This window comes from Paraburkholderia oxyphila NBRC 105797 (genome assembly GCF_000685075.1).
Lineage (GTDB): Bacteria > Pseudomonadota > Gammaproteobacteria > Burkholderiales > Burkholderiaceae > Paraburkholderia > Paraburkholderia oxyphila.
Window position 1 is genome coordinate 39,275 of the sequence record NZ_BAYD01000004.1, and the last position, 24,565, is coordinate 63,839.

Consider the following 24,565-nt stretch of genomic DNA (forward strand, 5'->3'; position numbering starts at 1 on the left):
CGCGCAGCCGGGGGCGCAGCACGCACGCGCCAATCATTCCAGTCATGCCTATCATCAAACGACCGCCTTCCTCGCCGCACTACCCGAACGACGATCGGGAACCCTCCTTCAACAATGGACGCCAGCCGCAGCGCCGCCCGGACTCGCGCGACGAGCAGCCGCGCCGCCGCTCGTTTTTCGCGTCGCTCATGCTCTGGTTCGCTGGCCTGATTGCCACGCTCTGCGTGGTGGGCGCGCTGATCGTCGGCTACGCGCTCGTCGTGATGGGGCCGCAGTTGCCCTCGCTCGATGCGCTCACCAACTATCAGCCCAAGGTGCCGCTGCGCATCTATACCGCCGATCACGTGCTGATCGGCGAGTTCGGCGAAGAGCGGCGCCAGCTCGTGCGCTTCCAGGATATCCCCGACGTGCAGAAGAAAGCGGTGCTCGCCATCGAGGACTACCGCTTCTACGAGCACGGCGGCGTGGACTTCGTCGGCATCCTGCGCGCGGGCGTCGCCGACCTGATGCACGGCGGCGCGTCGCAGGGCGCGAGCACGATCACGATGCAGGTCGCGCGCAACTTCTTTCTCTCGAGCGAGAAGACCTATACGCGCAAGATCTACGAGATGCTGCTCGCCTACAAGATCGAGCGCGCGCTGACGAAGGACCAGATCCTCGAGCTGTACATGAACCAGATCTATCTGGGGCAGCGTGCCTATGGCTTCTCGGCGGCGGCGCGCGTGTACTTCGGCAAGGACCTGAAGGACATCACGCTCGCCGAGGCGGCGATGCTCGCGGGCCTGCCGAAGGCGCCATCCGCCTATAACCCGATCGTCAATCCGAAGCGCGCGAAGATCCGTCAGGAGTACATCCTCAAGCGCATGCTGGATCTGAACTACATCACCCAGGCGCAGTACGACGAGGCAATCAAGGAGCCGCTGCATACGCGTACCGCGGGCACCGAGTACAGCGTGCACGCGGAGTACATCGCGGAAATGGTCCGCCAGATGATGTATTCGCAGTACAAGGACGAGACCTACACGCGCGGCCTCACGGTCACGACGACGATCGATTCCGCCGATCAGAACGCGGCCTACGCGGCGGTGCGCAAGGGCGTGATGGACTACGAGCGCCGCCACGGCTACCGCGGCCCCGAAGGCTTCGTGCAGTTGCCCCCCGCGGGCGACGACCGCGACCAGGCCATCGACGACGCGCTCACCGATCACCCCGACAACGGCGACATCGTCTCGGCCGTGGTCATCGACGCAAGTCCGAAATCGGTCACCGCGCAGTTGCTCGACGGCACCCAGATCACCGTCACAGGCGATGGCCTGCGTTTCGTCGCAGGCGGTCTTTCGGCGCGCGCGTCGAACGCGTTGCGCATCCGTCAGGGCTCGATCGTGCGCCTGATGACGGACGCGAAGGGTGACTGGCAGATCACGCAGTTGCCGCAGGTCGAAGGCGCGCTCGTCTCGCTCACGCCGCAGGACGGCGCGATCCGCGCGCTCATCGGCGGCTTCGACTTCAACAAGAACAAGTTCAACCACGTCACGCAGGCGTGGCGCCAGCCGGGCTCGAGCTTCAAGCCGTTCATCTATTCGGCCTCGCTCGAGAAGGGTCTCGGGCCGGCCACCATGATCAACGACGCGCCGCTGTATTTCCCCCCCAGCACGCCGGGCGGCGACGCGTGGGAGCCGAAGGACGACGATTTCCCCGAAGGCCCGATGACGATGCGCCTCGCGCTGGAGAAGTCGAAGAACCTCGTGTCGATCCGCATCCTCTCGTATATCGGCACGAAGTACGCGCAGGACTATGTCACGCAACGTTTCGGCTTCGACGCGGACAAGACGCCGCCGTATCTGCCGATGGCGCTGGGCGCGGGCCTCGTCACGCCGCTGCAGTCGGCGGGCGCGTACTCGGTGTTCGCGAACGGCGGCTATCGGATCAACCCGTACCTGATCGCCGAAGTCGACGACGCGCACGGCCAGCCGATCCTGCGCGCCCAGCCGCTCGTAGCGGGCCAGAATGCGCCGCAGACGCTCTCGCCGCGAAACGCGTACGTGATGAACAGCCTGTTGCATTCGGTGGCGACGGCCGGCACGGGCGCGGGCACGAACGTCCTGCACCGCGACGACCTGCAGGGCAAGACTGGTACGACCAACGACGCGCACGACGGCTGGTTCGCCGGCTATCAGCGCAGCCTGGTCGCCGTGGCGTGGATGGGCTACGACCAGCCGAAGAGTCTCGGCAGCCGCGAGTTCGGCGCGCAGCTCGCGTTGCCGATCTGGGTGGATTACATGAGCCGCGCGCTGCGCGGCGTCCCGCAAGAAGAGCCGCAGATGCCGGAGGGACTCACGACGATCGGCGGCGAGCTGTACTACTCCGATGCGACGCCGGGCGCCGGCTTCGTCTCGGCGATCGGCATGGAGTCGGGCAACCTGGCGGGGGCGGCCAGCGACGCGAGCGGCGCGACCGGCAGCATGGGCACGAGCGGCCTGACGCCGAGCGTCTCCTCGAGCGAGCGCAAGCAGATCATGGATCTGTTCGAAACGAACAAGCCTTGATGGACGCTCGTTGAACGATTCGGGTTGCCGGGCAGGTTAGGGCTGCTTGCGCAGACCCGCTCGTATCGAAGACTTGAACGCGGCACACCGGCAACGGTGTGCCGCGTTTTGTTTGGGCGCGCCGTTTTCCTTGTGCGTCAAGGACTTGGGTCAGTTGCCCAGGGCTTTTCCACAGGGCCTTCAACAGAAATTGGGGATAAGCCTGGCGCGGGCGCAATGCTCCGTTGTCCACAGTTTTTGTTGAAGGCCCTGTTGATAACGTCGGGAGAGCGAAGCTAACTCACTGATCCGAAAGGGCTTGCAAGTACCGAAGCACCCCGAAGCACTTTGGAGCACTTCGGATCACTTCAGAACGCATCGTCGTACTGCAAACCGATTGTTCGGCTGCGCGGCTCGCGCGAGTAGATGAGGGCCCAGTGCGCGAGCCAGGCTCCCGTGAGCGCACCGAGCGCATCGGCGAAGAGATCCTTGTACGAGAAGCCATCCGTGCGGCAGGTGCCGTCGAGCGTCTCCTTCGCGAGGCCGGGCACCGTGCCGATCAGCGTGCCGTAGATCACGGGATGATCGGTGTCGCGCATGAGCCAACCGCCGAGCGCGCCAAACGGCGCGGACACACCGAAGTGCTCCAGTTTGTCGGTGCCCACCCAACTATCCGAAGTCATGAACCGGAAGCCGCCGTGCGAGCTGGAACAGTCGATGCCCGCGTGCGCGGCGGCGCTGGCCATGAAAAACACTGCGGCACACAGGCCGCGATTCGAAACAAGTGCCATGATCAGTGTCGTCGAAGTTGTCATGCGCCATTGCATGTTCGGACTGCGCGGGCAGCCTGAACATGCAACGGTCCGTCTCCAGATGAAGTGTTCGTGATTTATGTAGTAATCCGAATCAATTGATTTGCGTTATCTCGATTTGCGACGCAGTGTAACAGCTATATCTTGAAATTAGGGCTCAGATCTTTCCGACGGATATGCGCGATCTTAGCCAGAGAAGGGGCAGCGGGATGAGGCTGGGATGGCGTGCGCGCGGCGCAGGCGTGGTTCTATTTCTCGCTCGCGCGCATCGGGTCTGAATGCGTGTTTCAGTCTCGCGCCGGTGCCGGTGCAGTCGTGGCGTTCTCGCCATTCGCAGCACGCGTTTGCGCGTTCGCAGCCGGGGCATCCGCGCCCGTCGGCGGCTGTCCCATCGCCTGAAACAACGCCGCCGTATCCGAGAGCCGTGCGCCGCGGTAGCGGACTTCATCGAGCCGCGCATTGCGCCATTGCTGCTCGCTCTGGCGAACGGCGTAGTAGGGCACCGCGCCTAGCTGGTAGCGCGCATTCGTCTCCTCGTAGACGCCTTGCGCGGTTTGCGCCGACGTGCTGGCCGAATCGAGCGCCTGCGCGTCGTGCTCGAGCGCGGCGAGCCGGTCGGCGACGTCCTGGAACGCCGCGAGCACGGTCTGCTGGTACGACGCGTTCGCCGCGTCATACGACTGCAGCGCCGCGCGGCGCTGGGCGAGGAGTGCGCCGCCGTGGAAGATCGGCTGCGTGAGCGTGGCGCCGATCGCCCATAGCGCGCCCACGCCGGAGGTCACGACGGGCCAGCTGAAGCCGGCCTGGCCGAGGCCCGCCGAGAGCGAGATGCTCGGGAACATCTGCGCCGTGGCGGCGCCCACGTCGGCGGAGGCGGCGATCAGCGCCGCGCCGGCGGCCTCGATGTCGGGCCGCGACTTGAGCAGCTCCGACGGCACGACGACGGGCACCTGCGCGGGCAAGGTGAGGCTCGCGAGGTCGAGATCGGGCGGTGCGGCGTCGGGCGTGCGGCCGAGCAGCACGGCGAGCGCGTGGCGCTGCGCCGCGAGTTGCTGGCGCAGCCCGGGCAGGTTGAGCGCAAGCGAAGCCGCGCTTTGCTGCGCATTGAGCAGGTCGGTATGCGAGACCGCGCCGAGCGCGTAGCGCTTTTGCATGTCGTCGGCCTGCGCGTTAGCAAGCGCGACGAGCCGCTCGGTCGTGTCGATCTGCGCGTGCAGCGTGGCCGCGCCGAGCGCGCTCGCGACGATGTTTGCCGCGAGCGCGCGGCGCGCCGCCTCGTACTGGAACGCCTGGATGTTCACGCGCGCGGCGAGCGCGGCGTTGTTCAGGCGCGACGCACCGAAAATGTCGAACGAGTAGCGCACCTCGACGAGGCCCGCGAACACGTCGTACTGCAGCTTGTCGATGCCGAGCTGCGGGATGCCCGGCGCGCGCTGGCGCTGCGCCGTGCCGAGCGCGTCGACGGTCGGCAGCAGCGAGCTGCCGACCTGGCCGCGCAACTGCTCGCGCGCGGCCTGCAGGCTGTGATCGGCGGAGGCGAGATTCGGGCTCTTCGCGAGGCCCTCGTCGACGAGCGCATCGAGCTCGGGCGAGCCGTACATCGTCCACCATTGCGGCACCGGCTGCGCGCCCGTCACGAACTGCTGCGCGACGCCTTGCGCGGCGACGGTCTGCGCCGGCTGCGCCTCTACGCCATAGTGCGCGGGCTCGGGCATCGCGGGCGGTGCGCCGCCCGGTCCCCATGCACAGGCGCTCACGAGCAGCGCGCAAAGCGCGGCCGCCCAGGTGCGCGGTCTCGCTGGAGTCGAGGTGTGTGGACGGCGTGTCTTCTTCATCGGCGCGGAATCGATCATGATGCGTTCTCCGCGTTCGGGCGGGGCGCGTCGGTTTCGTTGCTGCGCACGTGGAACGCGGCGGCATAGAGCGCGGGCAGGAAGAACAGCGTGAGCACGGTCGCGCTCGTGATGCCGCCCATCAGCGCGGTCGCCATCGGCCCGAAGAAGTTCGAGCGCACCAGCGGAATCAGCGCGAGCACGGCGGCAGCAGCCGTCAGCATGATCGGGCGGAAGCGCCGCACCGTTGCGCCGACCACGGCGTCGAAGCGCTTGTGCCCGGCGCGGATGTCGCTCTCGATCTGGTCCACGAGAATCACCGAATTGCGCATGATGATGCCGAACATGGCGATCACGCCGAGCATCGCGACGAAGCCGAATGGCTCGCCGAAGATGAGCAGCGCGATGGCCACGCCAATCAGGCCGAGCGGCGCGGTGAGCACGACCATCATGACGCGCGAGAGGCTTTGCAACTGGATCATGAGCAGCGTGAGCACGGCGATCACGAGCACCGGCAGCTGCGCAAAAATGGACGCCTGGCCTTTCGCGCTTTCTTCGACCGAGCCGCCCACCGCGATGCGATAGCCCGTGGGCAGCGTCGCGCTGATCGGCTCGAGCTGCTTTTGCAGCGCATGCGTGACGTCGATGCCTTGTGCGCCCCCGCGCACGTCGGCCTGCACGGTGATGGTCGGCTGCCGGTCGCGCGACCAGATCACGCCGTATTCGAGCGTGTTTTCGAGGTGCCCGATCGTGCCGAGCGGCACCGGTCCGTTTGGCGTGGGCATCGCGAGCGAGAGCATGCGGGCCGGGTCCACGCGTTCGCTCGCGGGCGAGCGCAGGTCCACGCTGATGAGCTTGTCGCGCTCGCGGTACTGCGTGACGGTGTAGCCGGAGTAGGTCATCTGCAGGAAGTTTGCGACGTCCTGCGACGAGATGTTGAGCGCGCGCGCCTTTTGCTGATCGATCTCGAAGTGCAGCGAGCGTTCGGCGGGCTCGTCCCAGTCGAAGTTGACGTTCTCGGTGCGCGGGTCGGCGCGCATGGCGGCGGCCACGCGATCGGCGATGCCGCGCACGGTCGCGATGTCGTCGCCGCTCACGCGGAACTGCACGGGATAGCCCACCGGCGGCCCGTTTTCGAGGCGCGAAAGGCGCGTGCGCACCGCCGGGAAGTCGTTGCGCAACTTCGTTTCGAGCCAGCTCGCGAGCTTCTCGCGATCCTTCACGGACTTTGTGGTGATGACGAACTGCGCGAAATTCGGCTGCTGCAATTGCTGATCGAGCGGCAGATAGAAGCGCGGCGCGCCCGTGCCGACGAAGTCGATCGAATGGTCGATCTCGGGCCGGCCCTTCAGCGCTTGTTCGAGGCGCTGCGTTTCGCGCAGCGTGGCGTCGAACGAGCCGCCCTCGGGCAGGCGCACGTCCACGAGCAGCTCGGGGCGGTCCGAGCTCGGGAAGAACTGCTGCGGAATCAGCGTGAAGCTCGCGAGCGCGACAACGAACAGCGCGACGGTGAGGCCGAGCACGACGAGATGGCGCTCGATGCACCAGCCGACCCAGCGGCGCAGGCGGTGGTAGAAGCGCGTGTCGTAGATGTCATCTTCGTGATGTTCGCCGTGTTGCGCGGCGGCATCCGGTTTGCGCTCGGGCAGCAGCCGGTAGCCGAGCAGCGGAATCAGCACGACGGCGGCGAACCACGAGGCGATCAGCGCAATCGCCGAGACCTGGAAGATCGAACGCGTGTATTCGCCGGTACTCGACTTCGCGAGCACGATGGGCAGGAAGCCCGAGACCGTGACGAGCGTGCCGGTGAGCATCGGGAACGCCGTGCTCGTGTAGGCGAACGCGGCGGCGCGCGTGCGGTTCCAGCCCTGGGCGAGCTTCACGGCCATCATTTCCACGGAGATGATGGCGTCGTCCACGAGCAGACCCAACGCGAGCACGAGCGTGCCGAGCGAGACCTTGTGCAGGCCGATGTCGAACAGATACATCACGAGCGAGGTGACAGCGAGCACGATCGGAATCGTGATCACGACCACCATGCCGGTGCGCACGCCGAGCGAGACGAGGCTCACGACGAGCACGATGCCCACGGCTTCGGCCACCGCCTCGACGAAGTCGTCGACGGAACGGGAGACCGCGTCGGGCATGCTCGACACCTCCACGAGCTTCAGGCCCGCGGGCAGCTCGCGGCGCAATTCGTCGGTGCGTTGGTCGAGCGCTTTACCGAGGCGGATCACGTCGCCGCCGGACTGCATCGTGATGCCGATACCGAGCACGGCCTTGCCCTGGAAGCGCATTTGCGTGGCCGGTGGATCGTCGTAGCCGCGCCGGATCGTGGCGATGTCGCCGAGGCGAAAGCTGCGTCCGTTCACGTTGATGAGCGTGTCCGCAAGCGCCTTGAGGTCGGTGAACTGGCCGCTCGGGCGCACGAATACGCGGTCGTCGGTGGTGGTGAGCGTGCCGGCCGCGGCCACGCTATTCTGCGCGCCGATGATCTGGCCGATCTGCGTGGGCGAAATGCCGAGGCGCGTAAGCTGCGCATTCGGAATCTCCACGTAGATGCGCTGGTTCGGATCGCCGAAATAATCGACCTTGCCGACGTCCTTCACGCGCAACAGCTCTTCGCGCAGGTTGTCGGCGTAGTCGTGCAGCTGCGCGGGCGAGAAGCCATCGCCTTCGAGCGTGTAGATGTTGGTGTAGACGTCGCCGAATTCGTCGTTGAAGAACGGGCCCTGCACGCCGGGCGGCAGGGTGGGCGCGATGTCGCCCACTTTTTTGCGCACCTGGTACCACGTTTCGCGCACCTCGTCCGCGGGGGCGGAATCCTTCATCGTGAAGAACACGAGCGATTCACCGGGGCGCGAGTAGCTGCGCAGGAAGTCGATATACGGCGTTTCCTGGAGCTTGCGGCCGATGCGGGTGGTGACTTCGTCCTCGACCTGGCGCGCGGTGGCGCCGGGCCAGAAGGTCTGGATCACCATCACGCGGAACGTGAACGGCGGATCTTCGGACTGCGAAAGGCGAGTATACGAAAGCGCGCCGAAGATCGTGGCGAGGGCGATCACGAAGGTCACCAGCGCTTGATGGCGCAGCGCCCACGCCGAAAGATTGAAGCGCCCCTCATCGTGATCGGAGCCCGGCTCATGGCCGCCGAGCTGACTCATGACGCGAAATCCTCCGGATGCAGCGGGGCGATCGGGTGCACTTTCTCGCCCGCGGTGACCGTGTGCACGCCTTGCAACACGATGCGCTCGCCGTCCTTCAGGCCCTGCGTGATCGTGATCGTGCGCGCGTCGTAGCGCGAGACGCTCACGCGGCGCAGTTGCAGCACGTTGTCCGCGCCTTGCACGATCCACAGCGCGGGTGCGTTGCCATCGTGAAAGAGCGCGGTGGCGGGGATCGTGAAGGTCCCGCTGTCCGCCTGCGCGCCATTGGCGGCATTGGCCGCGAGCGCGACGTTCGCGGTCATGCCGAGGCGCACGTCGGCGCCCGGCTGCTCGAGCGTGAGCTTCACGCGCCAGGTGCGGCTTTGCGGGTCGGCGGCCGCGGCCAGCTCGCGCACGCTTGCCGCATAGTGGCGGCCCGGCAGCGCGGGCAGGGTGACCTGCGCCGCGTCGCCGGTGTGCAGGGCGCCGATGGCGTTCTCGGGCAGGTCGCTCACGACATCGACATCGCCACTCCACGCGAGCTGGTAGACGGGCTGGCCGGACTGCACGTTCTGGCCGGTGTCGGCGTTCTCGGCGGTGATGACGCCGGCGTGATCGGCCACGAGCTGGGTGTAGCGGCGCTGATCCTGGGCGAGCGCGAGTTGCTGCTTCGCCTGGTCGCGCTGCGCCACGGCCGAAGCGTAGGCGTCCTGCGTTTGCTCGAGCTGCGCGCGGGCGATGAGGTTGGCCTGGGCCTGGGCGGTATCGCGATCGAGCTGCTGCTTCGCGAATGCAAAGCGATGCTGTGCCGCATCGTATTGCGCCTGCGCGCTCGCGGCATTCTTGTCGTAGTCGGCCGGGTCGAGGCGCGCGAGCACCTGGCCGGGCTTGACGGTGTCGCCAAGGCGCACGCTGCGCTCGACGATCTTGCCGTTCACGCGAAACGAGAGCGGGGTGGCATAGCGTGCCTGCACGGTGCCGGGCCAGATGGCTGACACACCGTGGCCATCGGGATGGACGATCATCGAGACGACGGGGCGCGGCGAGAGCGCCGCTTCCGGCTTCTTCCCGCAGGCGCCGAGGCCGGCGAGCGCGCAGAGCGCGATCAACGAGACAATCGGCCCCATGAGGCGCGCCACGCCGCGCTGCGGCACTTGCCGGACGGACGGGATGGACTGGACGGGTTCGACGAACCCACTGCACTGACTGCGCATCCTGCTCGATGCGCCGCGACCGCAACGATTCACATGGACCTCGACATGCCTGGAATGCATGCGCACAGGCGCCGTGCGCCGTGCTGGCTGATGCTTGCCGGCTCGACCGGGATGGCCGGGTTGACTTGTTATGCGCCTTTGCTGAGTCCGCCCGCGCGCGGCGCGCTTCGATGTCGCTTGCCCCGCACTGCGGCCAGTCTCAGATGATTCGATGAATTCTAATGCAATGCTGTATCTGAAAACACATTTGAATCTGAGGAAACATTCGGTGCGGGATTCACGCTACTATCGCGCTATCCCAATGCCCGCCCGTTGCCCTGATCCCATGACGCGCCAGCCCGCCAAGCGCACCCGACTCACCCGCGAGCAAAGCCGCGGCCAGACGCGCGAGCGTCTGCTCGACGCTGCGCAGGCCATGTTCATGAGGAAGGGTTTCGTCGGCGCGAGCGTGGAGGACATCGCTCTGGCGGCGGGCTATACGCGAGGGGCGTTCTATTCGAACTTCGGCGGCAAGTCGGAGCTGCTGGTGGAATTGCTGCGGCGCGATCACGAAGCGGTGCAAGCCGACCTGCGCGCGATCTTCGCGGCCAATACGTCGCGCGAAGACATGGAAGCGCGCGTGCTCACCTACTACAGCCGTATGCCGCAGGACAACAAGGCGTTCTTGCTGTGGGTCGAGGCCAAGCTGCTCGCAGCGCGCGACGCGCGCTTTCGCACGCGCTTTAACGCGTTCATGAAGGACAAGCGCGATCAACTGGCCGCCTATATCGAGGAATTTTCGGCGCGTGTGGGCACGCCGCTCACGCTCGCGCCCGAGCTCCTCGTGATCGGGCTGATCGGCTTGTGCGATGGTGTGCAGTTTCTCGCCGCAGCCGATCCGCAGCACGTCACGCCGCCGGTGGTCGAAGAAGTGCTTGGCCGCTTCTTTGCGCGCGTCGTGTTCGGGCGCGACGCCTGACCCGTGCGCACAACGGGCCTCAGATACCGAGGCCAGGGCTGTAATTGCTGCCGATCAGGCGCGTGACCGAGGCCACGTCGCGATAGTCCTGCTCGGGCAGGCCGTCGAGGATCGCCAGCACCTCGTTGCTCGCACCGGCGGCGCGCGCGGCCTCCACCAGCTCGTCCTTGTTCGCGGGCCAGCGCACTTCGCGCAGCACATCGGAGAACTGGAGATCGATCGGCTCGTCGGGGATGGGTGTGGCGGACATGCGCAAGATCCTTTGCACGGTGGGGGCGGACGAACGGGAACGCTGGATGGAGGGCTCGTCAGCCGGAACGGCGTCGCGGATCAAGCATACACAATCCTTGCCGCGCGCCGCCGCTGGGTGTGCGCGGCCCGGGTGCGCTCACGCCGGCCTGAAGCGGCCAATGGCGCACGCGAAGGGCGCAGCCAGCAACGCCGCGCTGCATATGCACGCGTGCGCACCACGGCGCGCTATCGCGCAGGCACGGACCGTGTGCGGGACTGCGCAGCGGCGTCTAGGTTTGCTGATGCAGCTCGGGTACCAGTGTCTGGTCCAGGCGGCGCGATTTCGGCAGGGCCAGATATTCCCAATGCTGGTTGCCCGTTGCGGTAGCGGCGACATCGGGCGCGGGCGGTGCCACGGGGGCGTCATCCATCGGCGAGTGCACGGACGGCGCGTAGACGGGGGCACTCGCGCGGTCAAGCTGGGCGTCCTGGGTACGCACGGGTGCGGCGAAGCACGAGGCAGACAACAGCACGGTGGTCATCAGTGTCGAGGTTTTCATCGCTCGACCTCCTTTCCTCATGCGGCCCGAGGGTCGCAGCAAGTGCCGTGCCATGACGGTCAGGCTGACCGGCGCGGTACGGCGGCCGCGGTTCGGGGCAGAGCCTCACGGCTGGCCCGGGAGCAGCGCGGCACGCCGCGGCGTGTGCGGTCTGGACGGCGCCCCGACGAGACAGGAGACGCAGTCCGCCGGTGCGTACACGCAAGCGGTGGTTCCATAATGGCAGCAAATGCGTCGATTAGTCTCGAACGCGCGTGCTTTTTTGATCTTGCTCCTTAAGTAGCGCTGGTTGCAGAAGAAATAACGCATATTTGTATTGCAATGTACCTGTAATCGATGGAGGCAAGGTTATGAGTACATTGATTGTCACAGGGCGGGGCCAGGTAACGTTTCGGAAAGACGTCTTGCAGCACCTCGGCATCAAGCCCGGCGAGAAAATCGAGCTGAATTTTACTGCCTGATGGCCGGGCCGAGTTGAGGGCAGCGCAACCGAAAGGCTCGTTCCAGGATCTTCGGGGCATTCTCAAAGGCAAGACGAACGGTGCCCGACTGAGCATCGAGGAAATCAATGATGCAATAGCGGAAGCGGGTGCAGCGGCCGGCGCGGGTAACCGATGAAAGTAGCCGCCGATGCGAATGTCCTGCTGCGCGCCATTGTTGACGATGACGAAGTACAAACAACACGCGCCATCGAGCTGCTGGAAACGGCCGATATGGTCGCGGTGAGCCTGCAAACGCTTTGCGAGCTGGTGTGGGTACTGCGCAGTCGATACGATGCCGGTCGTGCAGACGTCGCGGACGCGCTTCGCTCGCTATTGAACACACGCAATGTTGTGGTCAATCGGCCGGCCGCCGAGGCCGGCCTGGCCCTGCTCGATGCAGGTGGGGATTTTGCTGACGGCGTCATTGCCTACGACGGCACCTGGCTCGGTGCGGAAACCTTCGTTTCCTTCGACAAGAAGGCGGTGTCTCTGCTAACGAAGCAGGGGCACGCCGCACGCTTGCTTTAACTCGAGCGCCGAGCCTCAAAGCGCGTCCACGGCCACGACGGGCGGTCGCGCATATAGCCGTTCAGCCAGTTCCACTGCGCATGACGCGCCATGAACGCCTGGGCGTCGAACGGCCGCCCGCAGGGGTGTCCCCAGCGCGCCCAGAACGCGAGATCGCGCGCCATCTCGCTGTCCGCGACTTTTCCGTCATTCGCGCCCCACGGATTGAACGGCCCATGATCGGGGCCGGCAAAGCGCGCGTCGTCGAGTTCCAGATGGCCGCAGATGGTGCGCGAGCACGGGTTGTCGTCGCGTTCGAGATAGACGTCGTGATGGTCGGCGATGATGGCTTTCGCGAGCTCGACATCGATTTTGCCGTGATGCAGTTCGGCGAGCTGCATGAAGCGCAGACGGCGCGCGCCGTTGCGGCGCACGTCGGTGTAGTCGTCGCCTTCGCCCACGCATTCCTGGTTGCGGATCTTCAGGTCGGTCGCCGCGTTGAAGCCGCTCAGGAAGCCGTCCCGCGTGCTCTCGAAGCCCGCGTGCTGCAGGCCCAGTTCGTAGCGCGCAATCTCGCCGGTCTTCACGTCGCCGAGCAGCCAGCTGTTCGCGTAGCCGCCGTTGTTGTCGAGCGCGAACATCTCGCACCATTCGCCGATGCTCGACGCGTATTGCGTCGCACGCCGCGAGCGGTAGAACTCAGGGGCGCCGCCTGCGCGATAGCCGACGAAGTTCGAAATCGTCGTTTCGGTGACCATCAGGCCGGCCGCGGTGATCCAGAAGTCGGTGAGGCTCGAGATGCAGCCCGGCAGCCCTTGCATGAGGATGCGGTGCCCGGATGCGGGCACGATATCGAAGACCACGTTGAAGGCGTCGCCGGCCGCGTAGCGGTCCCACGAGTTGTGCGCCATGACGATGCGGCCGTCGCGGGTGGCGCCGCCCGTCGCGATGAAGGCGCTGCAATGATGGCCGCGCCGCCCGCGCCACAGGCGCAGGGCCTCGCGCGGCAACTGCGTTGCAGCGTGGGTCGGCCACCAGCCTTGCAGCAGATCCATGTAGCCGTTCCACGCGAGCAGCTCGGCGAACGGCAGCTTCGCGCCGTCGGCAATGCCCTGGATCTCGCTGGCGAATTCGGAGTCGAGGCGCGGCATGAATTGCGCGATCGCCGCATGGACGAAGGTGTCGAATTCCTCGCCCGTGTCCCATTTCGCGAGGTAGCGCGCCGTGTGGATGGCGCTGCGGATCTCGCTGGCGAGCAGCCTGCCGTGCTGCTCGCCGCGCTCGTACGGCTCGCCTTCGAGGTGCACGAAGATCCACCCCGCGTGGTCGCGGCGCACAGCGTCGAGAGAGGGCTCGCTCATCGTCGCTCCGGTGGCTCGGTGCCGGTTTTCATTGTAGAAAATCCGCCGCGCTTTGCCACGGTGCGGCGCGCGCTTTTCGACGAAGACGCGCGTATCAGCGCTCCGGTGTCATGCGCTGATACGCGTCGAGCAGCGACGTCTTGTAGACGACGCCCGCGAGCGTCGGATGCTGTGCGCTCTCGATCACGGGCAGGCGCTCGCCCTGGAACGACATGAAGTGCTGCAACGCCACCGCGAGCGGCATGTCGGGCGTGAGCACGTCGAACGAGGGCTTCAGGTAGTCGCAGGCGTGCTTGTTCGAGGTGTCGCGCTTTTGCAGCAGGTCGTCCGTGATGTCGGCGAGCGCGACTGCGCCGAGAAACCGGACGTTATCGTCGGTCACATAGAGATACTTCACCGGATATTCGAGGAACACGCGCGTCATCTCCTGCACGCTCGCGTCGGCGCGCACCACGGTGTCTGCGGGGCGGATCAGCTCGCGCATCTGCGTGGCGCGCAGGCGCAGCCGCTCGGCTTCCTCGCGGTTGCGGTGCAGCGTGATCTCGTACATCGACTTCTTGCCCGTCGCGCGCGCGACGAAATAGGCGACGACGCATGAGAGCATCAGCGGCAGCACCACCTGATAGCTGAGCGTCATCTCGAAGATCATCAGGATCGCCATGAGCGGCGCCTGAGTCGCGCCGGCAAGGAACGCGCCCATGCCGACCATCGCATACGCGAACGGCGCGGAGGTGCCGTGCGGCCACAGCGCGTGCATGCCCTGGCCGAACAGGCAGCCGACCACGGCGCCCATGAAGAGCGTCGGCGTGAAGACGCCGCCCACGGCGCCCGAGCCCACCGTCGCGGCGGTCGCCACGAGCTTGAGCACGAGCACGATGGCGAGGGCGGTCCAGGTCCACGGCGAATGCAGCAGCGAGTTCACGACGCTATAGCCGTTGCCCCAGACCTCGGGCACCCAGATCGAGATCACGCCGCAGACGAAGCCGCCCAGCGCGAGCTTCGCGGGCAGCGGCAGATTCAGGCGCCCGAAGCCGGCCTTCGCCACGTCGAGCAGCGAGAGAAAGCGCGGCGCGAGTGCGCCGCACAAGAGACCCAGCGCGACGAACAGCAGGACCTCGACGCCCGTGACAGGCGGAAACACCGGCATCTCGTACGGCGGCTTGTAGCCCGCGAATTCGCGCATCGTGATGTTCGCTACCACCGAGGACACGACGATGGGCCCGAAGCTCTCCATCACGATCGCGCCGAGCACGATCTCGGTCACGAAAAAGGCGCCCGCGATCGGCGCGTTATAGGCCGAGGTGATACCGGCCGCCGCGCCGCAGGCCACGAGCAGGCGCAGGCGCTGCGGATCGAAGTGGACCCAGCGGCCGATCAGCGAGGCGGCGAGTGCGGCGAGCTGCACCATCGAGCCTTCGCGGCCGATCGAGCCACCGCTCGCAATGGTGAACAGCGACGAGACGCTGCGCCAGATGCTCTTGCCGACGGGCATCACGCCGTCGCCGATCGCCACGGCCTCCACGTAGTCGGTGTGCATCGGCTTGCCGCCGTTGCCGGGCGCGCTGCTGCGCCTGGCGATCAGCAGGCAGCAGCCCGCCACGAAGCCGCCCGCGGCCGGCAGCCAGATGCGCGTGTGCCAGGGGAGGCCGCGCGCCATCGCGACGAAGCTGCCCTCGCGACCCACGAAGAGGATCTGCAGATGCGCGATGCCCTCGCGAAACAGCACGGTCGCGAATGCGCCGGCTATCCCCACGATGACCGACCAGATCAGCATCGTATGGGCATCGGAGAGGCGAAAGAGATCGCGGGCGCGGGTGCGCAGTTTCAGCAGGAATGACAGCACGGCGAGTGGGCAGTTTTTATGGTTAGGGGATGCCGAGCGCTCAGCGCGCGGCGCGGTCGAGTTCCGGATAGTGGCGGAAGATGCCGGTCTCGTTGAACGGCAGCCGCCGCTCCGAGGCGAGATACGCCGCGATGTTCGGGCGCGCGGCCACGGCGTCGTGCAGCGCGATCACATGCGGGTAGTGCTCTGCCAGATGCTTTGTCGCCTTCGGGAATGCATAGCGCAGCCCCTCGACGATCTGAAACATCGACAGGTCCACATACGTAAGCGTCTTGCCGGCCATGTGCCGCGGCCCATCGGGATTCTGCGCGAGCACGCGCTCGAAGTAGCCCATGAATTTCGGCAAGCGATGCGCGAGGAAGTCCTTCGCGCGCGCCTTCGCTTCTTCCTTCTGGTCCTCGTAATAGAGGGCGCTCGCGATCGGGTGATGCGTGTCGTGCACCTCGGTCACGAAGTCGGCGATCGTCAGTTGCAAGCCGTTCGCGACGATGCGCAACGCCTCGTCGTGCGGCGCGAGCTTCAGCTTCGGGCCGAGATAGGACAGGATGTTCGCGACATGCGGCACGATCAGGTCGCCGTCCTTCAGAAACGGCGGCGCAAAGGGCGGATACGGGCCGTCGCTGTCGAGCTCGGCCATCATCGCGCTCATGCCGTGGCCTTCCTCTTTCGCGCCGCGTGCGATGTCCACATAGGGCGCCCGCGCTTCCTCCAGCGCGAGCCGCACGAATTCGCCGCGGCCCTGCAGGCCGTCCCAGTAATACAGTTCGTATGCCATCGGTCGTCCCTCCGTCGATCCCGGGTGGGCGCGTGAACGCCGCACACCGGTCCCGTGCAAAGCCCTCGAGATTGCCACGACAGCCGCCCGCGAGACGGACGGCATGGGACGACAGTATGGCGCGCAATTGCACGTAGCGGCGTAGCGGTTGTGCTCGTGGTGCGTCGTGGATTTCCCGCGCGCCGTTGCTCGTGCGCAAAACGCAAAAAGCCCCGCCGAGGGCGGGGCAAGCGACCGGCGGGGCCGGTGCGCGGTCTCTCAAGGGGGGCGAAGCCGTGCGGCGCCGGATCATCCGAAGAGCCGCTCCACGGCCCAGGTGATCGCGAGGCCGCCGCCGATCAGCCAGAGGTAGACGATGAAGCCCGTGGTGAGGGCACGCGGACCCGCCTGGCGGATCTGCGAGACGCGCGTCTCGATGCCGAGCGCCGTCATGGCCATGGTGAGCGCGAAGGTGTCGAGCATGTTCAGCGTCTGGGTGGCCGAATCCGGCAGCACGTGCAGCGAGTTCACCACGACGAGCGCGAGAAAGCCGAGTGCGAACCAGGGCACGGCGAGCTTGCGTGCGCCCTGCTGGCCTTGGGCCGCGCCGCGCGCCGAGCGATTGAGCCAGACGCCGAGCCCGAGCAGCACCGGCACGAGCAGCATCACGCGGGTCATCTTCACGATGGTGGCGATGTGCGTGGCCTCGGGGCTCACGTTGCTCGCCGCGCCCACGACCTGGGCGACCTCGTGGATCGTGCCGCCGAAGAAGAGCCCGGCGCCCATCGTATCGAGATGCAGCCAGCCGGCGCGATAGAGCAGCGGGTAAAGGAACATCGAGAGCGTGCCGAACAGCACCACGCTGCCTACAGCCATGGCGCTCTTGTGCGGCTTCGATTGCAGCGTGGACTCGAAGGCGAGCACCGCGGCGGCGCCGCAGATCGCGCTGCCGGCCGCGGTGAGGATGGCCGTGTCGCGGTCGAGCTTCATGAGCTTCATGCCGGCCCAGGTGCCGATCGCGAGCGTGCTCACGACGATCACCACCGATTCGACGAGGCCCGGCAGGCCCACCTGGGCGATTTCCTGCAAGCTCACGCGCAGCCCGAAGAACGCCACGGCGATGCGCAGCAGCTTGCGCGCCGAGAAGTTGATGCCGGCGGCCCAGCTTTCGGGCATGCCGTCGCGCAGGGCGTTGCCGTAGAACGCCCCCGCCACGATGCCGACGATCAGCGGGCTCAAGCCGAGGCCGGCGATGGCGGGCAGGGCGGCGATGCGCGTGACGGCGGCGGCGAACAGCGCGACGAACAGCACGCCATTGAGCTGGCCGCGCGTGGCGGATGTGGCGGACGACGAAGCAAGAGAAGTCGACGGTGTGGACATGGTGATCGGCAAGCAATTTGTCTGACTGACGAATGTTCCAATCCTAAATTAGATATAAGGATATGAAAAATCGTCATTTGCGACGTAAAATATAGGTCAACACGATAGTTGGATGCGATGACCCCGGAACAACTGATAACTTTCGCGGCTGTTGCCGAGCACCTGAACATCAGCCGGGCAGCGCTCGCGCTGCATTTGTCGCAGCCCGCGGTGTCGGGGCAGTTGCGGCTGTTGCAGGAGGAGTTCGGTGAGCCGCTCTATCTGCGCGACGGGCGCGGCGTGCGTCTCACGCCCACCGGCGAGCAGCTCGCGGCCTACGCGGCGCGCCTGCGCGACACCTGGCGCGACGCGCTGACGTTTCGCGACGCACTGCGCGGGCTCGAGCGCGGCACGCTGCGCATCGGGGCGAGCACGACGCCCGCGAGCTACCGGCTGCCGTACCTGGTGGCGGCGTTTCATCGGCGCTATCCGGAGGTGAAGCTCGAAACGGCGAGCGGCAACACGACCGACGTGGTCGCCATGCTCGGCGACCTCGATATCGCGCTGATCGAAGGGCCGGTGGGCGAGCAGTTGCCCGCCGATTGCGCCGTGCACCCGTGGCATGAGGACGAGATCGTGGCGATCGCGCCGCGCGGCCACGCGCTTGCCGAGCAGGCAGCCGACGACGGCGAGGAAGCAGGGGCCGCGCGCGAACGCGCCGCTGCGGCGCCGTTGCGGCGCGAGCTGAGCGCGTTCGCGGATCTGCCGCTCGTGCTGCGCGAGGACGGCTCGGGCGTGCGCCAGGTGGTGGAGCGCGCGTTTGCGCGCGCCGGCGTGCCGATGCGTGTCGCGCTGGAAATCGCCGGCGTGGAGGGCGTCAAGGAGGCGGTGCGGGCCGGCATGGGCATCGGCTTCGTCTCGGCCATGTCGATGCGCCATGAGGACAACGCGCTCCAGCAGATCCGCATCCGCCCGGAGCCGCTGGCGCGGCGTTTTTCGATCATCGTGCCGCACGCGGGCGCGGCTTCGCGCGTCGCCCAGCGCTTTCTCGAACTGTGCCTGCTCGACGCGCCGGAAGAAGGGCCGAACGGGCGGCTCAATGGCGGCGCAGTCGGCACGAGGTTCCCGCCCTGATCCCAACGCGGGTTAGGGGATTTCCATAATGGCGCCATGCGGCGCCTCAGCGCACTATCCGCCCATTAACCGGGCGCGCAGGCGCTTTTTTTAGGCGCCGGTTTGGAACCGGTTCCAACTGCGCCGACTCATAGACGCGGCGGCGCAGAAACAGGACGGCGAAAACCTGCATGGGACCGGAGTAAGGGCTGAAGCCCCAACTCCGGTCGACAGCAACAGGAAAGAAGACGATGGCGGAAGTAGCAATAGTGGCAAGCGCATTCGGCGCCGCAGCGATCCGGCGTGACGGACATGCGGCATGGTTCGGCGCGACGAAAGCGGCGGGCGCCTGCGCGTTCGAGGTGCGGCGAGAGCTGATGGACGACGCCGATACGCAGCCCGAGGCGCTGCGCGCGCTCGGCACCGTGCTGGCACGCGAAGGCCTGTGGCCCGTGTGGTCGACGCCCGACTCGCTGTACGGCGAAGACGGCGCGCTCGACGAGGCCGCGCTGCGCGTCGCCATCGCCTGCGGCCGTGCGCTCGGCGCGCGCTTCGTGAAGCTGCAACTGGGCGGCTTCGCTGGCGACGCGCAGGTCGAGCGCCTCGCGGCGGTGCTCGACGAAGAGGGCGTGGCGGACGCACAAGCCCATGAGACGCCGCGCGTGGTCGTCGAAAACGGCCAGCTCGAGCAGGGCGGCAAGCTTGCGCAGTTCATCGGCCTGTTTCGCGCGCTGCGCGCCGCCGGGCAGGACAAGCTGATCGGCATGACCTTCGATATCGGCAACTGGCACTGGACCGGCGAAGCGCCGCTGATGGCCGCCGCCGCGCTCGCGCCGTATGTCGAGTACATCCATTGCAAGGCCGTGGATGGCGTGGGTGCGCGCCGCTTTGCCTGCGCGCCCGCGGCCGACGATGCGCTGTGCCGCGCCGCGCTCGCGCGCCTGCCGGCCGGCGTGCCGCGCGGGATTGAATTTCCGTTCGACGAGGCGTGCGTGACCGAGGACGCCGCGCGCTACGTGGCGTGGCTCGGCAACGCCTGACGCGCTCGAGGTACGCAACGGCCGCGCTCGCCGTGACAGCGCGCTAACGGCTCGAGCGCACAGTGGGCCCGTCTCGCGTAGACGCCGGCGCTCGCACCACCCGAATACGATTTTTCAGGAATGCACTCCATGACGCACTCACTCGATGTCATCACCTACGGCGAAGCGATGGCGATGTTCGTGGCCATCGACACCGGCCCGCTCTCCGAGGTCGCGCACTTCACGAAGCGCGCGGCCGGCGCCGAGCTCAACGTGGCGACCGGCCTCGCACGCCTCGGCTTCAAGGTGGGCTGGATGAGCCGTGTGGGCGCCGATTCGTTCGGCCAGTTCGTGCGCGGCGTGCTCGCGCAAGAAGGCATCGACGCGCACGGCGTGCAAACCGATGCGCGCTATCCCACGGGCTTCCAGCTCAAGTCGAAGAACGACGACGGCAGCGACCCCACCGTCGAATATTTCCGGCGCGGCTCGGCGGCGAGCCACCTGTCGGCCGACGACTTCAAGCGTGACTATGTGCTGGGCGCACGCCACCTGCACCTGAGCGGCGTGGCGCCAGCGATCTCGGCCACTTCGCGCGAGCTCGCTTTCATGCTCGCCCGCGCGATGCGCGAGGCCGGGCGCACGATCACCTTCGATCCGAATCTGCGCCCGACGCTGTGGGGCTCCGAAGCCGAGATGGTGCACACGCTCAACGAGCTCGCAGGTTTTGCCGACTGGGTCCTGCCCGGCGTGAACGAGGGCCGCATTCTCACGGGCTCCGATGACCCCGCCACGATCGCGCGCTTCTATCTCGAGCGCGGCGCGCGCGGCGTGATCGTCAAGCTCGGCGCACAGGGCGCGTATTTTGCGACGCAAGCCGGCGAGTGCGGCCATGTGAAGGCGCAGCCAGTGGAGAACTTCGTCGATACGGTGGGCGCCGGCGACGGCTTCGCCGTCGGCGTGGTGAGCGCGCTGCTCGAAGGGCGCACGCTGCACGACGCCGTGGCGCGCGGCAACCGTATCGGCGCGCTCGCCGTGCAGGTGATCGGCGATTCGGAAGGGCTGCCCACGCGCGCGCAACTCGATGCGCTCGAAGCCCAGGACGCCACACAAGCACGCGCCACCGTCTAAGCGGGGCACGAGGAGCCGCTCGCTCCGCGATTTCCTCAGCCTTGCTTGAACCGAAGCAAGGCGCCACGAGAACAGCTTTGCATCGGATCGCAGCTGGCGCTAAAACGCACACTGCAATCGACACTGGAGACACCGATGACCTCAACCTCGCTCGCACCGCGCCGCTGGTGGGCAATCATGCCGATCGTGTTCATCACGTACAGCCTGGCCTATCTCGATCGCGCCAATTACGGCTTCGCCTCGGCCGCCGGCATCAATCGCGATCTGGGCATCAGCCCCGGGCTTTCGTCGCTGATCGGTGCGCTGTTCTTCCTCGGCTATTTCTTCTTCCAGCTGCCGGGCGCGGTCTATGCCGAACGCCGCAGCGTGCGCAAGCTCGTGTTCGTGAGCCTCGTGCTGTGGGGCGGATGCGCCGCGCTTACGGGCGTCGTCACGAACATTCCCTCGCTGATGGCGATCCGCTTCGTGCTCGGCGTAGTCGAGGCGGCGGTGATGCCGGCGATGCTCATCTACATCAGCAACTGGTTCACCAAGAGCGAGCGCTCGCGCGCCAACACCTTCCTGATCCTCGGCAATCCGGTCACGGTGCTGTGGATGTCGGTGGTGTCGGGCTATCTCGTACACTCGTTCGGCTGGCGCCACATGTTTGTCGCCGAGGGTGTGCCCGCCGTGGTGTGGGCCGTGTGCTGGTGGCTGCTCGTGCGCGACAAGCCAGCCCAGGTGAGCTGGCTCTCGAACGACGAAAAGCGCGCGCTCGATGCCGCGATGCGCGCCGAGCAGGCCGCCATCAAGCCGGTGAAGAACTATGCCGAAGCGTTCCGCACGCCCGCCGTGATGCTGCTCTCGGCGCAGTACTTCTGCTGGAGCATCGGCGTGTACGGCTTCGTGCTGTGGCTGCCGTCGATCGTGAAGAACGGCTCGGCGCTCGGCATGGTCGAGACGGGCTGGCTCTCGGCGCTGCCGTATCTCGCTGCTACCATTGCGATGCTCGCCGCCTCGTGGGCCTCGGACAAGCTCAACAACCGCCGCGCGTTCGTGTGGCCGTTCCTGCTGATTGGCGCGCTCGCGTTTGCCGGATCGTATGCGCTCGGCTCGACGCACTTCTGGACCTCGTACGTGCTGCTGGTCGTGGCCGGCGCCGCGATGTACGCGCCGTACGGCCCGTTCTTCGCGATCGTGCCGGAGCTGCTGCCGAAGAACGTGGCCGGCGGGGCGATGGCGCTGATCAACAGCATGGGGGCGCTCGGCTCGTTCGTCGGCTCCTGGGTGGTCGGCTACCTGAACGGCGCGACCGGCTCGCCCGCGGCGTCCTACGCGTTCATGAGCGCGGCGCTGGTGGCCTCGGTGATCCTCACGCTCGCGGTGAAGCCGCGCCGCGACGACGCCCATGCCTACGCGACGCCTGTTCATGGCAAGTGATACGCGCGAAACCAATGTGCGGAAAATCACGTGCTGGGAACGCATCACTCGAGATTCACCGAACGTAACTGACTGAAACAGACGGACATAGCGCACTCATGAAGCAGAAAATCGTTGCCTACAAGACCTTGCCCGCGGACGTGACCGAGTACTTGCGCGAGCATCTCGATGTGACGTTCGTCGACGCGAGCGACACCGAAGCGTTCGCCGCAGCGCTCAAGGATGCCGACGGCGCGATCGGCGCGAGCGTCAAGGTCACGCCAGCGATGCTCGAAGGCTCGCGCATCAAGGCGCTCTCGACCATCTCGGTGGGCTACGACCAGTTCGACGTGCCCGATCTCACGCAGCGCGGCATCGTGCTCGCGCACACGCCCGACGTGCTGACCGAGTCCACCGCCGACACGGTCTTTTCGCTGATCCTCGCGAGCGCGCGCCGCGTGGTCGAGCTGGCCGACTGGGTCAAGGCGGGCCACTGGAAGGCGAGCATCGGTCCGGCGCAATTCGGTGTGGACGTGCAGGGCAAGACGCTCGGCATCGTCGGGCTCGGACGCATCGGCGGCGCGGTCGCGCGGCGCGCCGCGCTCGGTTTCAACATGAAGGTGCTCTACACGAACCGCAGCGCGAACGAGGTGGCCGAGCGCGAGTACGGCGCGCGCCGCGTCGAGCTCGACGCACTACTCGCCAGCGCCGATTTCGTGTGCCTGCAGGTGCCGCTCAGCGACGCCACGCGCCACATGATCGGCGCCGCGGAGCTGCAAAAGATGAAGAAGAGCGCGATCCTCATCAACGCCTCGCGTGGCGCGATCGTCGACGAAAAGGCGCTGATCGCCGCGCTCGAAGCGGGCACGATCCACGGCGCGGGCCTCGACGTGTTCGAGAAGGAGCCCGTCGATCCGTCCTCGCCGCTGTTGCGCATGCCGAACGTCGTCGCGCTGCCGCACATCGGCTCGGCCACGCACGAGACGCGTCACGCCATGGCGCGCTGTGCCGCCGAGAACCTCGTGGCGGCGCTGTCCGGCACGCTCGAGAACAACATCGTCAATCGCGAGGTGCTCGCGCGATGAGCACGGGCGGCGCCTCCAGGACCCCGCAAGCGGGCGGGAAAGGTGGAGCAGGCGGCGAGGGTGCCGCCACGGGCGCGCCGCCGCGCCGCGCGACCATCAGCGACGTCGCCCGCGAGGCGGGCACCGGCAAGACCAGCATCTCGCGCTATCTGAACGGCGAGCTTTCGGTCCTCTCGCCGGACCTGCGTGCGCGCATCGAGGCCGCCATCGAACGGCTCGACTATCGGCCCAACCAGATGGCGCGCGGCCTCAAGCGCGGGCGCAACCGGCTGCTCGGCCTGTTGCTCGCCGATCTCGCGAATCCGTATTCCGTCGAAGTCCTGCAAGGCGTGGAGGCTGCGTGCCACGCGCTCGGCTATATGCCGCTCATTTGCCACGCGGCGAACGAAATCGACATGGAGCGGCGCTATCTGCAACTGCTCACCACGTATCGCGTGGAAGGCGTGATCGTCAACGCGCTCGGCGTGCCCGAGTCGATGCTCAAGCCGATGGGCGGCGGCGGCATTCCCGCCGTGCTGGTCGACCGCACCGTGGACGGCCTCGACGCCGACATGGTCGGGCTCGACAACGCGGCCGCCGTGCGTCTCGGCGTGCAGCATCTGCTGGAACGCGGCTACAACGACCTCGTGTTCGTCGTGCAGCCTTTTGAGCATGTGAGCTCGCGGCGCGAGCGCGAAGCGGCTTTTCGCGCGTCCATCGACGGGGCGGCGAGTGCCGCGGCGCAGCGGACCACGAAGGGCGCGCGGGAGGTTCGCGCGGCCACGCACGTACTCGATCTGCATGACGATGCGAGTGTCGACGCGGCGCTCGCCGTGCTCGATGCGCATATCGCCGACGCCGCGCGCCGCGGCGCACGCTGCGCGCTCTTCGCGGCGAATGCGCCAGTCGCCCTGCGGCTCGCGCTGCATCTGAAGGCGAAGTTCGGCGCGCCATGGCAGCAGCAGGCGGCGCTGATCGCCATCGACGATCCCGAGTGGGCCGAGCTCGCCGGCATCACCACCATCCGCCAGCCGACGCGCGAGATCGGCTACCGGGCGGTGGAATTCCTTCACGAGCGCATCGAGGGCGTGGCACTGGCCGCGCGCGCAGCGGCCTTTCCGGGCGAGCTGGTCGTGCGGGCCTCGACGCTCGGCTAGCGCCGCCTGGCGTGCACTTTCCGGGTGGGCCGCTCGCAGGTGACCGGCGAGGCCCGGCGCCGCGCCGGTCCCGCCAGCGTGGGCCGGGCAGCGCCGCGCCGC

Annotated in this window: 20 protein-coding genes; 10 read left to right on the forward strand and 10 right to left on the reverse strand. The window is 67.1% G+C overall.

What is annotated here, in order from left to right; all coding sequences use genetic code 11:
• Nucleotides 1–44 precede the first annotated feature (44 nt).
• On the forward strand, nt 45–2,546 hold the full coding sequence (locus BO1_RS03005) for a penicillin-binding protein 1A (protein WP_028216283.1): 2,502 nt from the start codon (nt 45–47) through the stop codon (nt 2,544–2,546).
• A 347-nt stretch (nt 2,547–2,893) separates the two neighbouring features.
• On the opposite strand, the gene BO1_RS03010 is transcribed toward BO1_RS03005, so the two are convergent.
• From BO1_RS03010 to BO1_RS03025, 4 genes are all read right to left on the reverse strand, one after another.
• On the reverse strand, nt 2,894–3,316 hold the full coding sequence (locus BO1_RS03010; protein WP_028216284.1) for a hypothetical protein: 423 nt from the start codon (nt 3,314–3,316) through the stop codon (nt 2,894–2,896).
• A gap of 308 nt (nt 3,317–3,624) precedes the next feature.
• Entirely contained in the window at nt 3,625–5,190 is a 1,566-nt protein-coding gene (locus BO1_RS49450; protein ID WP_245643694.1) for an efflux transporter outer membrane subunit, read from the reverse strand.
• Nucleotides 5,187–8,333, reverse strand: coding sequence for an efflux RND transporter permease subunit (locus BO1_RS03020; protein WP_028216285.1), 3,147 nt, complete (start codon nt 8,331–8,333; stop codon nt 5,187–5,189). The genes BO1_RS49450 and BO1_RS03020 overlap by 4 nt, the downstream gene beginning before the upstream one ends.
• Nucleotides 8,330–9,442, reverse strand: coding sequence for an efflux RND transporter periplasmic adaptor subunit (locus BO1_RS03025; RefSeq protein WP_043283693.1), 1,113 nt, complete (start codon nt 9,440–9,442; stop codon nt 8,330–8,332). Before BO1_RS03025 ends, BO1_RS03020 begins: the two co-directional genes overlap by 4 nt.
• A gap of 412 nt (nt 9,443–9,854) precedes the next feature.
• Here BO1_RS03025 and BO1_RS03030 point away from each other — a divergent pair, with 412 nt between their 5' ends.
• A complete protein-coding gene (locus BO1_RS03030; RefSeq protein WP_028216287.1) occupies nt 9,855–10,487 on the forward strand; it encodes a TetR/AcrR family transcriptional regulator in 633 nt (210 codons plus the stop codon).
• A 19-nt stretch (nt 10,488–10,506) separates the two neighbouring features.
• On the opposite strand, the gene BO1_RS03035 is transcribed toward BO1_RS03030, so the two are convergent.
• Nucleotides 10,507–10,737, reverse strand: a complete 231-nt coding sequence (locus tag BO1_RS03035) for a DUF2795 domain-containing protein (RefSeq protein WP_028216288.1) — start codon at nt 10,735–10,737, stop codon at nt 10,507–10,509.
• A 271-nt stretch (nt 10,738–11,008) separates the two neighbouring features.
• The gene (locus BO1_RS03040) at nt 11,009–11,278 is read right to left on the reverse strand and encodes a hypothetical protein (protein WP_028216289.1); all 270 of its coding nucleotides are present in this window, start codon (nt 11,276–11,278) and stop codon (nt 11,009–11,011) included.
• Nucleotides 11,279–11,628: 350 nt separating this feature from the next.
• Here BO1_RS03040 and BO1_RS60925 point away from each other — a divergent pair, with 350 nt between their 5' ends.
• Complete coding sequence (locus tag BO1_RS60925; RefSeq protein WP_245643695.1) at nt 11,629–11,739, forward strand: AbrB/MazE/SpoVT family DNA-binding domain-containing protein; 111 nt, start codon at nt 11,629–11,631, stop codon at nt 11,737–11,739.
• Nucleotides 11,740–11,892: 153 nt separating this feature from the next.
• The gene (locus BO1_RS03050; protein WP_028216290.1) at nt 11,893–12,288 is read left to right on the forward strand and encodes a type II toxin-antitoxin system VapC family toxin; all 396 of its coding nucleotides are present in this window, start codon (nt 11,893–11,895) and stop codon (nt 12,286–12,288) included.
• Here the strand turns inward: BO1_RS03050 and BO1_RS03055 are convergent.
• The 4 genes from BO1_RS03055 to BO1_RS03070 form a co-directional block, all read right to left on the reverse strand.
• Nucleotides 12,285–13,628, reverse strand: a complete 1,344-nt coding sequence (locus BO1_RS03055; protein WP_028216291.1) for a C45 family autoproteolytic acyltransferase/hydolase — start codon at nt 13,626–13,628, stop codon at nt 12,285–12,287. The genes BO1_RS03050 and BO1_RS03055 overlap by 4 nt on opposite strands.
• 94 nt (nt 13,629–13,722) lie before the next feature.
• Nucleotides 13,723–15,471: a ClcB-like voltage-gated chloride channel protein gene (locus tag BO1_RS03060; RefSeq protein ID WP_028216292.1), complete on the reverse strand. Its 1,749-nt coding sequence runs from the start codon at nt 15,469–15,471 to the stop codon at nt 13,723–13,725.
• Between the two features lie 40 nt (nt 15,472–15,511).
• Nucleotides 15,512–16,246: a glutathione S-transferase gene (locus tag BO1_RS03065; protein ID WP_028216293.1), complete on the reverse strand. Its 735-nt coding sequence runs from the start codon at nt 16,244–16,246 to the stop codon at nt 15,512–15,514.
• A 288-nt stretch (nt 16,247–16,534) separates the two neighbouring features.
• A complete protein-coding gene (locus tag BO1_RS03070; RefSeq protein ID WP_028216294.1) occupies nt 16,535–17,605 on the reverse strand; it encodes a YeiH family protein in 1,071 nt (356 codons plus the stop codon).
• 117 nt (nt 17,606–17,722) lie between these two features.
• On the opposite strand from BO1_RS03070, the gene BO1_RS49460 reads away from it, so the two are divergent.
• The 6 genes from BO1_RS49460 to BO1_RS49465 all read left to right on the forward strand — a co-directional run bounded on the left by BO1_RS49460 (nt 17,723) and on the right by BO1_RS49465 (nt 24,463).
• Nucleotides 17,723–18,718 (forward strand): LysR family transcriptional regulator, encoded by a 996-nt coding sequence (locus tag BO1_RS49460; RefSeq protein ID WP_043283646.1) that lies wholly within the window; start codon nt 17,723–17,725, stop codon nt 18,716–18,718.
• 230 nt (nt 18,719–18,948) lie between these two features.
• Nucleotides 18,949–19,737 carry a TIM barrel protein gene (locus BO1_RS03080; protein WP_028216295.1) on the forward strand — a complete coding sequence of 263 codons (789 nt, stop codon included), beginning with the start codon at nt 18,949–18,951 and terminating at the stop codon, nt 19,735–19,737.
• A gap of 129 nt (nt 19,738–19,866) precedes the next feature.
• Nucleotides 19,867–20,844: a sugar kinase gene (locus BO1_RS03085; protein WP_043283648.1), complete on the forward strand. Its 978-nt coding sequence runs from the start codon at nt 19,867–19,869 to the stop codon at nt 20,842–20,844.
• A gap of 135 nt (nt 20,845–20,979) precedes the next feature.
• Nucleotides 20,980–22,263, forward strand: a complete 1,284-nt coding sequence (locus tag BO1_RS03090) for an MFS transporter (RefSeq protein WP_028216297.1) — start codon at nt 20,980–20,982, stop codon at nt 22,261–22,263.
• 98 nt (nt 22,264–22,361) lie between these two features.
• Entirely contained in the window at nt 22,362–23,327 is a 966-nt protein-coding gene (locus tag BO1_RS03095) for an NAD(P)-dependent oxidoreductase (protein WP_028216298.1), read from the forward strand.
• The gene (locus tag BO1_RS49465) at nt 23,324–24,463 is read left to right on the forward strand and encodes a LacI family DNA-binding transcriptional regulator (RefSeq protein WP_084687744.1); all 1,140 of its coding nucleotides are present in this window, start codon (nt 23,324–23,326) and stop codon (nt 24,461–24,463) included. The genes BO1_RS03095 and BO1_RS49465 overlap by 4 nt, the downstream gene beginning before the upstream one ends.
• Nucleotides 24,464–24,565 lie beyond the last annotated feature (102 nt).